Annotated in this window: 13 protein-coding genes and 1 tRNA gene; 12 read left to right on the forward strand and 2 right to left on the reverse strand. The window is 63.3% G+C overall.

Going from position 1 to position 13,632, the window contains the following annotated elements:
- Positions 1–12 precede the first annotated feature (12 nt).
- The 3 genes from ABDB81_RS03050 (at position 13) to ttcA (ending at position 2,290) form a co-directional block, all read left to right on the forward strand.
- Positions 13–831, forward strand: a complete 819-nt coding sequence (locus ABDB81_RS03050) for an SDR family oxidoreductase (protein WP_137926985.1) — start codon at positions 13–15, stop codon at positions 829–831.
- A gap of 21 nt (positions 832–852) precedes the next feature.
- Positions 853–1,251, forward strand: coding sequence for a dihydroneopterin aldolase (locus ABDB81_RS03055; protein ID WP_346809734.1), 399 nt, complete (start codon positions 853–855; stop codon positions 1,249–1,251).
- A 115-nt stretch (positions 1,252–1,366) separates the two neighbouring features.
- A complete protein-coding gene (gene ttcA / locus ABDB81_RS03060; RefSeq protein ID WP_137926983.1) occupies positions 1,367–2,290 on the forward strand; it encodes a tRNA 2-thiocytidine(32) synthetase TtcA in 924 nt (307 codons plus the stop codon).
- A gap of 138 nt (positions 2,291–2,428) precedes the next feature.
- Here ttcA and ABDB81_RS03065 read toward each other — a convergent pair whose 3' ends face one another.
- Complete coding sequence (locus ABDB81_RS03065) at positions 2,429–3,229, reverse strand: DUF6279 family lipoprotein (protein ID WP_346809736.1); 801 nt, start codon at positions 3,227–3,229, stop codon at positions 2,429–2,431.
- A 266-nt stretch (positions 3,230–3,495) separates the two neighbouring features.
- On the opposite strand from ABDB81_RS03065, the gene glmU reads away from it, so the two are divergent.
- The 8 genes from glmU (at position 3,496) to ABDB81_RS03105 (ending at position 10,922) form a co-directional block, all read left to right on the forward strand.
- On the forward strand, positions 3,496–4,860 hold the full coding sequence (gene glmU, locus ABDB81_RS03070) for a bifunctional UDP-N-acetylglucosamine diphosphorylase/glucosamine-1-phosphate N-acetyltransferase GlmU (RefSeq protein WP_346809739.1): 1,365 nt from the start codon (positions 3,496–3,498) through the stop codon (positions 4,858–4,860).
- 11 nt (positions 4,861–4,871) lie between these two features.
- A complete protein-coding gene (gene glmS / locus ABDB81_RS03075; protein ID WP_160471270.1) occupies positions 4,872–6,710 on the forward strand; it encodes a glutamine--fructose-6-phosphate transaminase (isomerizing) in 1,839 nt (612 codons plus the stop codon).
- A 284-nt stretch (positions 6,711–6,994) separates the two neighbouring features.
- On the forward strand, positions 6,995–7,591 hold the full coding sequence (ribA, locus tag ABDB81_RS03080) for a GTP cyclohydrolase II (protein ID WP_137926979.1): 597 nt from the start codon (positions 6,995–6,997) through the stop codon (positions 7,589–7,591).
- Positions 7,592–7,778: 187 nt separating this feature from the next.
- Positions 7,779–8,234: a PA2169 family four-helix-bundle protein gene (locus ABDB81_RS03085; RefSeq protein ID WP_137926978.1), complete on the forward strand. Its 456-nt coding sequence runs from the start codon at positions 7,779–7,781 to the stop codon at positions 8,232–8,234.
- 214 nt (positions 8,235–8,448) lie between these two features.
- Complete coding sequence (gene bfr, locus ABDB81_RS03090; RefSeq protein ID WP_346809742.1) at positions 8,449–8,928, forward strand: bacterioferritin; 480 nt, start codon at positions 8,449–8,451, stop codon at positions 8,926–8,928.
- A 122-nt stretch (positions 8,929–9,050) separates the two neighbouring features.
- Positions 9,051–9,125, forward strand: a tRNA-Cys gene (locus tag ABDB81_RS03095).
- A 295-nt stretch (positions 9,126–9,420) separates the two neighbouring features.
- Positions 9,421–9,864 (forward strand): GNAT family N-acetyltransferase, encoded by a 444-nt coding sequence (locus ABDB81_RS03100; protein WP_137926976.1) that lies wholly within the window; start codon positions 9,421–9,423, stop codon positions 9,862–9,864.
- A gap of 74 nt (positions 9,865–9,938) precedes the next feature.
- Positions 9,939–10,922, forward strand: a complete 984-nt coding sequence (locus ABDB81_RS03105; RefSeq protein WP_346809744.1) for a quinone oxidoreductase — start codon at positions 9,939–9,941, stop codon at positions 10,920–10,922.
- Between the two features lie 203 nt (positions 10,923–11,125).
- Here ABDB81_RS03105 and dmeF read toward each other — a convergent pair whose 3' ends face one another.
- Positions 11,126–12,094: a CDF family Co(II)/Ni(II) efflux transporter DmeF gene (gene dmeF, locus ABDB81_RS03110; protein WP_160471275.1), complete on the reverse strand. Its 969-nt coding sequence runs from the start codon at positions 12,092–12,094 to the stop codon at positions 11,126–11,128.
- Between the two features lie 227 nt (positions 12,095–12,321).
- Between dmeF and ABDB81_RS03115 the strand changes: the two genes are divergently transcribed.
- A complete protein-coding gene (locus tag ABDB81_RS03115) occupies positions 12,322–13,209 on the forward strand; it encodes an alpha/beta hydrolase (protein ID WP_346809747.1) in 888 nt (295 codons plus the stop codon).
- Positions 13,210–13,632: the final 423 nt, after the last annotated feature.

The raw sequence follows: 13,632 nt of genomic DNA on the forward strand, positions 1-13,632 counted from the left end.
CGAATTGTAGCAATGCCAGATTTCAATACTGAGGGCGCTGCCGCCGCCCGAACCACACCCTCGCGTGGGGTGGCGCTGGTGACCGGCGGCGCACGCCGCCTGGGCCGCGCCATCGGGCTCGAGCTTGCCGCGCAGGGTTGGGACGTAGCCGTCCACTGCAACCGCTCGCGCGACGAGGCCGAAGCGCTTGCCACGCAGATCCGCAGTCTCGGTCGCCGCGCTGCCGTGCTGCAGGCCGACCTGTCCGACGAAAGTGCCACGAGCAAGCTGATCGCCGCCTGCAAGGATGCGCTCGGCGTGCCGTCGTGCCTGGTCAACAATGCCTCGCTATTCCAGTACGACGTGGCCACGAGCTTCTCGTACGCTTCGCTCGATACGCATATGCGCACGAACGTGGCCGCACCGCTGCTGCTGGCGCGCGAGATGCACAAGGCGCTGGGTGCCGACGGCAACGAGACCGAGCAGCGTGGCGTGGTGATCAACCTGCTCGACCAGAAGCTGAACAACCTGAATCCGGACTTTTTGTCGTACACGCTGTCGAAGTCCGCGCTGCAGACCGCCACGGTGCAACTGGCCCAGGCACTGGCCCCGCGCCTGCGCGTGGTGGGCGTGGCGCCGGGTATCACGCTGGTGTCCGGAGACCAGTCCGATCCGGGCTTCGTGCGCGCCCATGGCATGACGCCGCTTGGCAAGTCGAGCACGCCGGACGATATTGCGCAGGCCGTGGCCTACCTCGCCATCGCCCGCGCCGTGACCGGTTCCACGCTCTACGTCGATGGTGGCCAGCACCTGATGCCGCTGGCCCGCGACGTGATGTTCCTGACTGAGTAAGTTTTAACGATAGTTCCCGCCATGACCTTTGCCGCCCTGTCCCATCCCAGCCTGCAAGACTGCCGCCGCATGTTCCTGCGCAATTACGAAGTGCAGATCAACATCGGCGTGCATGAATTCGAGAAGAAGGGCGAGCAGCGCGTGCTGGTCAACATCGACCTGTTCGTCTCGCTGTCCGAAACCACGCCGCAGGCCGACAAGCTGGAAGAAGTGGTGGATTACGACTTCATGCGCAACACCGTGGCCGAGCGTATGGCGCAAGGCCATATCCACCTGCAGGAAACGCTGTGTGACGATGTGGCGCGCGCCATGCTGAAGCATCCCAAGGTGCGTGCCGTGCGTGTCTCCACCGAGAAGCCCGATGTGTATCCGGATTGCGAATCGGTAGGCGTCGAAGTTTTCCACATCAAGCCGGCCTGAGCCACGCAGAGCGGTGGGGCGGCGGGTCCAGTAGAATATCGCCCCGTCAATCCGGCATGTTCTTCGGGGGTGTCCGGCCATTGTTCAGCGCCCGCCCCCGCTTCAGGTACGTCTTATGAGTCACTCCGCTAATTTCTACCGCCTGGAAACCCGTCTGCAGTCGCAGACCGGGAAGGCCATCGGCGACTTCGGCATGATCGAGGACGGCGACACCGTGCTGGTCTGCATGAGTGGCGGCAAGGACTCGTACACGATGCTGTCGGTGCTGATGGCGCTGCAGAAGCGCGCGCCCATCAAGTTCAAGCTCATCGCGATGAACCTGGACCAGAAGCAGCCCGGCTTTCCCGAGGAAATCCTGCCGGCCTACCTGAAATCGGTTGGCGTGGAATACCTGATCGTCGAAGCGGACACGTATTCGATCGTCAAGGAGAAGGTGCCCGAGGGCAAGACCACGTGCTCGCTGTGCTCGCGTTTGCGCCGCGGCGTGATCTATCGCACGGCCAAGGAGCTGGGCGCCAACAAGATTGCGCTGGGCCATCACCGCGACGACATCGTCAACACGTTCTTCCTGAACATGTTCTTCGGCGGCAAGATGAAAGCCATGCCGCCGAAGCTGGCCACCGATGACGGCCAGCACATTGTCATTCGTCCGCTGGCGTACTGCGCGGAGAAGGACATCGCGTCCTACGCGCGCGCCATGCAATTCCCGATTATTCCTTGCAATCTCTGTGGCTCGCAGGAAAACCTGCAACGCAAGAAGGTGAGCGAGATGGTGCAGGCATGGGAGCGCGAATTCCCGGGCCGCATCGACAACATCTTCGCGGCACTGCGTAATGTGGTGCCGTCCCACCTGGCGGATACCGAGCTGTTCCCGTTCAACGGGCTGGCGACTGGACTGGCGAAGGTCGACGAGGCATCGCTGTTCGGGGAAACCACGTTCACGCAGCAGGCGCTGACGTTCACGGGCAACGTGGGAGCGAACCGGATGGAGTTTGTGCGGTTCGACAAGATCGAGAAGGCGGAAGAGCCTGCGGCCTGATGGGTTTGCTCCCCTCTCCTGCTTGCGGGAGAGGGGCGGGGGTGAGGGCCAGCGGTTCAAATTGCCACATGTCGGCAAGCAGAACTTCCAGCCCTCTCCCCCAACCCCTCTCCCACTGCGCGGGAGAGGGGAGTTTCATTACTTCGCTGCCTGCGAAGCCCCCTCCCGCGTCAGCGACCTCGTATCGTCGATCCACTTCTGGAATCGATCCACGGCATGAGCCTTCTGCTCGGGCGTGGTCAGATTGGCAATCTTCACAGACAGATCCACCCCTGCCTCGTTGCTGCGCTGCTGGCCGCTGGCCGGGCGCTGCCAGTGATCGGCATATTTGCGCAGCATATCCTCGACCTGCGCCTTCGGCGGATGTGAGGTCGATACCTCGCGCGCCAACGTCAGCCATTCCTGCTGCCGCTTGACCCGCTCCGCGTAGCGCGCCTCGGCACCTTCCATATATGGGCCCATCGCGTCACGAATGGTGCGTTCCTGTTCGCCCGAGAAATTGCCGTAGATCAGCTTCGCATAGTCCATGATCTTGTCGAAGCGGGCGTCGGTGCGCGCCTTGGGGTCGGATTTGAGAAACTCCTTCCGGTACTTGGCGTTGCTTTCCGCGAACTTGCCTTCCATACGCTTGATCTGTTCGGGCGTCAGCGTCAGCATCAGGTCGGCCACGTCGGGGACGGCGTTCTCGAAGGCGCGGCGGCCCAGGCGGTTCGTGTCCTGCTGCACCTGCCGGACCATCGAGGCGTCGATGGGGCCGGCGACTTCACCCTTCACCCGGGTCAGGACCGTGGCGATTTCGGGAAGCTGCGCCTGCCGGTGCCAGGAGAAGAACCGGGCGATGGCGTCCTTGGTGGGCGGCTCCTGCAGGTCAGAAACGTCCACATACCGATCCACCCACCAGTAGGCCAGACGGTCACCCTGCTGGTAGCCGAGCTTCATGGCGTTGCATCCACCCAACGCCGCCAGGACGGTAAATGCTGCAAACCATGCAAAAACGCGTCGTGTCCAAATGTGAACAACCGTAACGTGAAGTGATCGGCCCGATGTGGTCCGGGGGTGCATGCTAGAATCGGCGCGCATGTTTCCAGGGGCGGTTGATCGCCCGCCAGCCCAGTCGTGGCAACGGTTTTGCCCTACTGACTGCAGTGCTCCACGGCACGGATTCTTCAGAATATTCTCAGACACACTCACTTAGGACCCTCCTTGTGAATATCGTCATTCTTGCCGCCGGCATGGGCAAGCGCATGAATTCCGCGTTGCCCAAGGTGCTGCACCCGGTTGCCGGCCGCCCCATGCTCGCCCACGTACTCGATACCGCCCGCACGCTCTCGCCGTCGCGGCTCGTCGTCGTGGTGGGCCATGGCGCCGAGCACGTGCGTGCGGCGGTTGCTGCCGATGATGTCTCTTTCGCCGAGCAGGCCCAGCAACTGGGTACTGGCCACGCCGTCATGCAGGCACTGCCGTTGCTCGACGACGGCCAGCCCACGCTGGTCCTGTATGGCGACGTACCGCTGACGTCGGCGTCCACGCTTCAGCACCTCGTGCAGGCCGCTGGCGCCGAGCGCCTGGGCGTGCTGACCGTTGAAATGCCCGATCCCACCGGCTATGGCCGCATCGTACGCGACGCTGCCGGCAATATCGTCCGCATCGTCGAGCAGAAGGATGCCAGCGAGGAAATCCGCGCGATCCGCGAGATCAATACCGGCATCATCGTCTGCCCGACGGGTCACCTCCGCCGCTGGCTCTCCACGCTGCGCAACGACAACGCGCAAGGTGAGTACTACCTTACCGACACCATCGAACGCGCCGCCACTGACGGCGTGGAGATCGTGTCGTCCCAGCCGGCTGCACTGTGGGAGACGCTCGGCGTCAACAGCAAGGTACAACTGGCCGAGATCGAGCGCATCCATCAGCGCAACATTGCCCAACGTCTGCTTGAAGCGGGCGTCACGTTGCTGGACCCGGCGCGTATCGACGTGCGCGGCGAACTGACCTGCGGACGCGACGTGACCATCGACGTAGGCTGCGTGTTCGAAGGCCGCGTGCATCTGGAGGATGGCGTGCACATCGGTGCGCACTGCGTGATCCGCAACACCTCCGTAGGGGCTGGCGCACGCGTGCAACCGTTCTGCCACTTTGAGGAAGCAAAGATCGGGCCGGACGGGCGCATCGGTCCGTACGCGCGTTTGCGGCCGGGTGCGGAACTGGGCAAGGATGTGCACATCGGCAATTTCGTCGAAGTCAAGAACAGTCAGATTGCCGACCACAGCAAGGCCAACCATCTGGCCTACGTCGGCGACACCACCGTGGGCCAGCGCGTGAACATCGGCGCAGGCACCATCACGTGCAATTACGATGGCGTGAACAAGCATCGCACCATCATCGAGGACGATGTGTTCATCGGCTCCGATACGCAACTGGTGGCGCCGGTAACGGTGCGCCGTGGCGCGACGATTGGCGCTGGCACGACGCTGACCAAGGAAGCACCGGCCGACAAGCTCACGCTGTCGCGTTCCAAGCAGATGACGATCGACGCATGGCAGCGTCCGGTCAAGCAACCGAAAAAATAAGGGGTTAGAGCATGTGTGGCATCGTTGGCGCGGTTTCGCACCGCAATATCGTTCCGGTCCTGGTCGAAGGTCTGCGTCGCCTGGAATATCGCGGCTATGACTCGTGCGGCGTCGCCGTGGTGCGCGACGCCATTCTCGAACGCGCGCGCACGGTGTCGCGCGTGGCCGAACTGGACGCGCAGACGCAATCGTCGGGTCTCGGCGGCAACCTGGGCATCGCCCATACGCGCTGGGCCACGCACGGCAAGCCCGACACGGTCAACGCGCACCCGCACTTCTCGGACGAGACCATCGCACTCGTCCACAACGGCATCATCGAGAACTACGAGCCGCTGCGCGAAGAACTGCGCGCCGTGGGCTACGGTTTCGAGTCGCAGACCGATACCGAAGTGGTGGCCCACCTGATCCATCAGGCCTACACGTATCCGAGCAGCGCCACGCGTGGCGACCTGTTTGCGTCGGTGCGCGTGGTGACCAAGCGCCTGCACGGCGCCTACGCCATTGCCGTGGTGGCGCGTGACAATCCTGACGTGGTGGTCGGCGCGCGCGCCGGTTCGCCGCTGGTCGTGGCCCTCGGCAACGACGAAACGTTCCTGGCATCGGACGCGCTGGCCGTGGCCGGCACTGCCAATCGCATCATCTATCTGGAAGAAGGCGATGTGGTGGAACTGACGCGCGCTGGCGTCACGATCCGCGATGTCAACGATATCGAGGTAGTGCGCGAGGATCGCGTGGTGGAGGCACATGCCGCCGCCGTGGAACTGGGTCCGTTCCGCCATTTCATGCAGAAGGAAATCTTCGAGCAGCCGCGCGCCCTGGGCGATACGCTCGAAGGCATCGCCGCCATCACGCCCGACCTGTTCGGCGATAACGCCGAGCAGGTGTTTGCCAACATCGACAGCATCCTGATCCTGGCTTGCGGCACGAGCTACTACTCGGGCTGCACGGCCAAGTACTGGCTGGAATCGATCGCCAAGATCCCGACGCAGGTCGAGGTCGCCAGCGAATACCGCTACCGCGACACCGTGCCGAATCCGCGCGCACTGGTGGTGGTGATTTCGCAATCCGGCGAAACGGCCGACACGATGGCTGCACTGCGCCACGCCCGCTCGCTGGGCCACACGCACACGCTCGCCATCTGCAACGTTGCCACGAGCGCGATGGTGCGCGAGACCGAACTGCGCTTCCTGACCCGCGCAGGCACCGAGATCGGCGTGGCATCGACCAAGGCGTTCACCACGCAACTGGCCGCGCTGTACATGCTGACGCTGGCGCTGGGCAAGGTGCGCGGCTACCTGAACGACGAACAGGAAGCCGAGGCGCTGACGAACCTGCGCCACCTGCCCGCCGCGCTGCATGGCGTGCTGGCGCTGGAGCCGCAGATCATCGCCTGGTCGGAAGACTTCGCCCGCCGCGAGAACGCGTTGTTCCTGGGTCGTGGCCTGCACTATCCGATCGCTCTGGAAGGCGCGCTCAAGCTCAAGGAAATCTCGTACATCCATGCGGAAGCCTACCCGGCCGGCGAGCTGAAGCACGGCCCGCTGGCACTGGTGACGGAAGCCATGCCGGTGGTGACCGTGGCACCGAACGACGCGCTGCTGGAAAAGCTGAAGTCCAACATCCAGGAAGTGCGCGCACGCGGCGGCCGTCTCTACGTGTTCGCCGATGCCGACACGCACATCCAGTCGTCGGACGGCATCCAGGTGATCCGCATGCCCGAGCACTACGGCGCGCTCTCGCCGATCCTGCACGTCGTACCGCTGCAACTGCTGGCGTATCACACCGCCTGCGCACGCGGCACCGACGTGGACAAGCCACGCAATCTGGCGAAGTCGGTGACGGTGGAGTAAGGCTGTTGCGGACCGGGCAACTGGTTCGCAAGGTGACGTTGTCTCAGCGAGAAGGGCCGCTCATCCGGGTGGCCCTTCTTGCTTTCTGCGCGGGGGAAACGTCTACAACCAGGCATGTGCCTACCGCCCGGTAACCCCACATCCGATAACGGAATGCATTTCGGGGTATCCTTGCCGGCATGCTGCGTCTGCGCCTCTCCCAATCGGCGCGGCGCGGTGCGCCTGCCCCGCCCCTGCATCATGCCGTGCGGGCACCATGGCGCCTCCAGCCCTTGCACATCAATATGAAAGACCTAGAAAGTGAGCTGATCGGCTCTGCCCGCCTGCCGACCAGTTACGGAGAATTCACCGCTCATGCCTTCCAGGGCATGGATACGGGAACCGAGCACCTGGCCCTGTCGATGGGCGATATTTCGGGCGAGAACGTGCTCGTTCGTTTGCATTCGGAATGCCTGACCGGCGATGTGTTTGGCTCGTGCCGCTGCGATTGCGGCGAGCAGCTCGATCTCGCCATGCGCAAGATTGCCGAGGAAGGGCGTGGCATCCTGCTGTATCTGCGTGGCCATGAAGGCCGTGGCATCGGGCTGTCGAACAAGATTCGTGCGTACGCGCTGCAGGATGGCGGACTCGACACCGTGGATGCCAATCTGGCACTGGGTCAAGCTATCGATTCCCGGACCTATGCCTTCGCGGCAGATTTCCTGCGGCAGTGGGGTGTCACCTCGGTGCGGCTGATGAGCAACAATCCGATCAAGATTCGGGCGCTCGAGGATGCGGGCATCAAGGTGACCGAACAGATGCGTCACATCGTGCCGTCCAACTCCGAAAACGAAAAGTATCTGGCGACCAAGCGGTCGCGCATGGGTCACCTGTTCGACTGACTGGCGGGGGCGACGCAGATGTAGGCGCAGACCGACAGCCGGTTGCGAGGCGCCCCGACAGTCCCCCGCAGGCGGCTCCTCTATCTTGGAACCAAGGGCCGCGCACCCTGGATGGTGTGCGCGGAATGTTCCATGACGCGTTGCGCGCAGGCGTGCGGCGTGTCCGAGAGATAACGAGGAGTTTGCTATGGCTGACAACAATGTGTCTGTACTGAACGACCTGATCGAAGTCTCGCGCGATGGCGAGGAAGGCTTCCGCAAGGCCGCCGAGGATGCGAAGAATCCCGAGTTGAAGACGCTGTTCTCGAGCCGCGCAACAGAGATAGGCGCCGCAGTGCGCGAATTGCAGAGTCAGGTCACGGCGCTCGGCGCCAAGCCCGAGGACCACGGCAGCGTGGCCGGCGCGCTCCATCGCGGCTGGGTGAGCCTGCGTACCGCGGTGTCGGATCGTTCGGATCTCGCCATCCTGGAGGAGACCGAGAAGGGCGAGGACGTGGCAAAGAAGAAGTACGCCGATGCGCTGCAGGAGACCGACCTGAGCTTCGACATCCGCGCGCTGATCGAGCGCCAGTACCAGGGTGTGCTGCGCAATCACGACCTGATTCGCGATCTGCGTAATCGCTATCGCGCCAGTGGGGAATAAGGGCACGGGCGATATAACCGCATGCCCCGCAAATAAGGCGCCTCGTTTCGAGGCGCTTTTTTATTGCCATAAATCGGAATCAATATCAGTCTCAGATTCAATGACGAGCCGTAGATGAGGATGCGTGTCGTCCGCAAAGCCGCATGGGGCTTGACCTTCCGGGCTGGCGGATTAACATGAAAATCACCGCATGCCATATTCGGGGATCGACGCCATGAAATCGGACAAGAAGGTAATACAGCTGCTGAATGTCCAACTCCGGCATGAGCTGACGGCGATCAACCAGCATTTTTTACACGCCCGCATGTATGGACATTGGGGGCTCAAGGCGCTGGGCAAGCACGAGTACGAGGAATCGATCGAGGAGATGAAGCACGCGGACAAGATCATCGATCGCATCCTGATGCTCGATGGGCTGCCCAACCTGCAGGACCTCGACAAGCTCATGATCGGCGAGACCACCGAGGAGATGCTCGGCTGCGATCTGAAGCTTGAGCTGGTCTCGCAGACCAGCCTCAAGGAAGCCATCAAGTACTGCGAGTCCGTGAGCGACTACGTCTCCCGCGACGTCCTTTCGCCCATCCTCGACGACACCGAGGACCATATCGAGTGGCTGCAGACGCAACTGGATCTGGTGAACCGCGTCGGCCTGCAGAACTACCAGCAGAGTGCGATGGGCGAGATCGGCGCGTAGCAGCGACAGACAGCACCCGCCTTCGGGTAATAACGGCACGCCCTGCACGTTTTTTCGACTTCGGCTACACTGCGCCCCGCACCACAGACACCGACGACCGGTTCCGGATCGTCTATCCCCGTGGCGGGGTGGCAGAGTGGTTATGCGACGGCCTGCAAAGCCGTTTACGACGGTTCGATTCCGTATCCCCGCCTCCATCGTTTTTCCGTAGTCCGCTTCATCCCCATCTACTCGACACTGTCACACGACATGCAGATACTGCTGCCGCCGTGTGTGGCCTGTTTCGTGCTCATCGATGGAGCGGACAGGCTGATGCGTGGCACCCGTCGCTTTCGGTGGTTTCCCTTCTGGAATCCGGAGGCCGATTGCGATAGTGTGGGGCGCGTGCACCAATCGCGGCATTGCATCGCTCCCCTTGGCGCACCAAGATTCACCATGCAGGGCTTCCATGGCATATCCGTCCCGATGTGATGAGAGATACAGAGGCTCAAGATGATTAAAGATCTGCGAATCCGGCTTGCGCAGCCCGCGGATGTGTCTGCCATTGGCGCCGTGCTCGAGCGGTGCAATTTGCCAGTGGACGAGTTACCGCGCCTTGCCGGCGAGTTTCATGTTGCCGTGCTCGAATCCCAACTTGTCGGTTGCGCCTGTGCCCAGCTTTTCGGGGAGACGGCGATCATCCGCTCGGTTGCCGTGCTGAGGGAGTGGCGTGACCAGGGCATTGCGAGCCATCTCGTGAGCGCCGTGATGATGCGGGCGCGCGCCAACGGCAGTCGGCGCGCCGTGCTTCTGACCTCCACGTGCCCCAGCTATTTCTCCCGCTACGGCTTCTCGCTGATCCACGCCTCCAAGCTGCCTGCCGAAGTGCTGGAGAGCGAAGAATTCCAGCGGCTGCGCAATACCAGCGCGCTCTGCATGTCTGCCGAACTGGGTTGAGCTTCGGCAGAAAATCGGAATTGCATCAATAATCGGGGCTCACAAATTCTGCCAACGCGCATCGAGGAGACCCCATGCCGACTGCTGTCCGCGCCATCCGCCTTCACGAATTCGGCCAGCCGCAGGTCATGCGGCTCGAATCGGTAGAGTTGCCGGCCCCCGCCCCAGGCGAGGCACGCGTACGGCATACGGCGATCGGTTTCAACTTCATCGATATCTATCAGCGTCGCGGCACCTATCCGTTGCCGGCTGGCACCGGGCTGGGCTTCGAGGCGGCTGGCGTGGTGGAGGCGGTGGGTGAGGGCGTGGCCGATGTCGCCGTGGGAGATCGCGTGGCCTACATGAACGCGGGCCTGGGTGCGTATTCCGAAGGACGCAACGTGCCGGTGGACAAGCTCGTGAAGCTGCCCGACACCGTCACCGACGAACAGGCCGCCGCGACGATCTTCAAGGGTATGACGGCGCAGTATCTGGTGCGCCATACCCACGCCGTGAAGCCGGGCGATACCGTGCTGGTGCATGCGGCGGCGGGTGGCGTGGGCCAGATCCTGAGCGGATGGGCGAAGGCGCTGGGCGCGCGCGTGATTGGCACCGCCGGCTCGCCGGCCAAGTGCGAGCGTGCGCGGGCGGCCGGGTGCGATATCGCCATCGACTACAGCCATGGCGACTGGGTCAAGCAGGTGCGCGATGCCACGGATGGGCGCGGCGTGACCGTGGTCTACGACGCGGTGGGCAAGGACACGTTCCTCGGCTCGCTGGATTGCGCGCAGACGTTCGGGATGGTGGTGCTGTACGGCGCGGCATCGGGACCGGCACCGGCCATCGAGCCTGAACTATTGAACAAGAAAGGCTGCCTGTTCCTGACGCGGCCATCGGTATTTCCGCACAACGCGGATGCCGCGCGGTTCCGCGCCAACGCGAAGGATCTGTTCGATGCCATCGCGGCAGGTCATGTGAAGGTGGATATCGGTGCGCGCTTTCCGCTGGCCGATGTGGCGCGTGCGCATGAGGCCGCGGAGCGCAGGGAGACGACGGGGGCGATTTTGTTGATGCCTTGAGCGGCTGCGTGTGTCAGTTCGTACCCCTCTCCCGCCTCTGTCTTTCTCCCGTCTCCCGCTTGCGGGAGAGGGGCGGGGGAGAGGGTAAGCGTTTCAAGCTACGAACAAGCATCTCGGTTCGCGAGCGCTCGCCCTCTCCCCCAACCCCTCTCCCGCGCGCGGGAGAGGGGAGAAAGAATGGTGCGGGAAAGGGGAGAAAGCCGCTAGTGCACTGTGGCGCAAAAATTAATCTCCACACTCACGTGCACCAGTTCCTCATGCACCGATAGCGCCTGCCGCACGCGCTGCGGCGTCAGCGTGGTGTCATGCGTGACCAGGCTGGCGATGCAGGCGAACTGTTCGCGGCCTACGCGCCAGACGTGCAGGTCTGCGATGCGCGTGCCTTCCTCGCCTTCGGCAAACTCCGCCAGCACCTCGCGGACTTCTTCCACCACGGGATGGTCCATTTCGCGGTCGAGCAACACAGTGCCGCTCTGGCGCAGCAGGCCGATGGCCCAGCGTCCCACCAGCACCGCACCCACAAGGCCCATCACCGGATCGAGCCAGCTCCAGCCGAGCCACCAGCCGCCGGCCAGTGCCACGATGGCGAGCAGCGAAGTGGCGGCGTCTGCTACCACGTGCAGGTAGGCGGCGCGCAGGTTGATGTCGTGATGATGGTGATGGCCGTGGTCATGCGCGTGGCCGTGATGGTCGTGCCCGTGATCGTGTCCATGATGATGAGCCCCGCCAAGGATCATCGCGCAGCCCAGGTTCACCAGCAGGCCAATGGCCGTGACGACCATCGCCTCGCGGTAGTGAATCGGTTCGGGACTCAGCAGCCGCTCCACCGATCCGAAGATCATCAGACCCGCCACGCCCAGCAGGAACACCGCGCTGGCAAACGCGGCGAGCACTTCGATCTTCCACGTGCCGAACGTGAACCGTGCATCGTGCGCGAGCTTGCGTGCGGCCGCATAGGCGAAGGCTGATAGCCCAATGGCCACGGCGTGCGAACTCATGTGCCAGCCGTCGGCCAGCAGCGCCATCGAGTTGAAGCCGAGCCCGGCGGCGATCTCGATCGCCATCATCGCCAGCGTGATCCACATCACCAGGCGCGTGCCGCGTTCGGCAGCCTGGTTGCCGGTGTCGAAGACGTGAGAGTGGGTCCACGCGGACAGGTTGTGCGAGTGCATGAGGAATCTCTTGAGAATCGGGGGTGTCAGTCCGGAGCGTATCAGCCCCGTGAAGTTTGCTTCTTGACGACCCTGCGGGTAAGAGGGCGTTCCCGTCGCCGCCCGCGCCGGCATTTTCATGAATCGCAGGCTCGAATGACTTGCGTCGCACGAATCAATAGCGGTGGAATTCGCGGATAGACTGCTGCCCAGGCCACAGGCCATCCCCACAATTCCAGGAGACGCCGATGTTTGAAGGATTTGCCACGCATCGTATCGATCATGACGGTGTGCCGATCCACGCCGTGGTGGGCGGAGAAGGGCCGCCGCTGCTGTTGCTGCACGGTCATCCGCAGACTCACGTCATCTGGCACAAGGTAGTGGGCGAACTGGCGCGGCATTTCACCGTGGTGGCCACCGACCTGCGCGGCTACGGGGACAGCGGCAAGCCCGCCGGCGTGGCCGACCACAGCAACTACAGCAAGCGCGTCATGGCGGCCGACCAGTTGGCCGTGATGCGCCAGCTTGGCTTCGAGCGATTCCGCGTGCTCGCGCACGATCGCGGCGCGCGCGTGGCGCATCGGCTGGCCGTGGATCATCCGCAGGCCGTCGAGAAGTTGGTCACGCTCGATATCGCGCCCACGCTGGCGATGTATGCGCAGACCAACGAGGCCTTTGCGCGTGCCTACTATCACTGGTTCTTCCTGATCCGTCCCGCGCCGTTCCCGGAGACGCTGATCGAGGCCGACCCGGCCCAGTACCTGCAGCAGACCATGGGCAGCCGCAGCGCGGGCCTGGCGCCGTTCACCGCAGAGGCGCTGGCCGAGTACGAGCGTTGCCTGCGTCTGCCGGGCGCGGCGCATGGGCTTTGTGAAGACTACCGCGCCAGCGCCGGCATCGATCTGGAGCACGACCGCGCCGATATCGAGGCGGGCCGTGGTGTCGAATGCGAGATGCTGGCGTTGTGGGGACGCGACGGTGCGGTCGGAAAGTGTTTCCAGCCGCTCGAAGAGTGGCGCAAGGTGGCGCGGCTGGTGACTGGCCATGCACTGCCCTGCGGGCACTACATCGCCGAGGAAATCCCCGAGCAGTTGCTTGCCGAAGTGCTGCCCTTCCTGCGCGGCACGGCATCGTAAATATCTGATACCAAAGTCATTTCGGCGGGTCCCGCATGGGACCGGCTCGCCTCTGGAGCACCGCTCCGGGCCAAAGCGCGCCAGGCGCTGGCCTTTTCACATTTTGTCCATTCGCCGAAATCACGAGAGACGCAGGCGTTTCTTCCGTCTGCAGCATTCCGCGCGGGCTGGCATTATGGCTGGCGGGAGTTTTCTGACGAATCAGATGCATGTGCAATGCGCCGCGGTGAAACGTGCCGCGATCGTTACATACATTCATGGATGCATGTATAATGCGCGGCGAAAATTCGTTCAAAAAATCCCCACCTGCTGTTCATACAAACAATGACGTACCGATTTATTGCAAGCTGCCTCGCTGTCTGGCTCGGCCTTTGTGTTGCCGCAGGCTGGCTGGTGGAGCGGCTCTGGGCCTGACCCGCGTTC

Origin of the sequence: Cupriavidus sp. DL-D2, assembly GCF_039710735.1 — a bacterium.
Lineage (GTDB): Bacteria > Pseudomonadota > Gammaproteobacteria > Burkholderiales > Burkholderiaceae > Cupriavidus.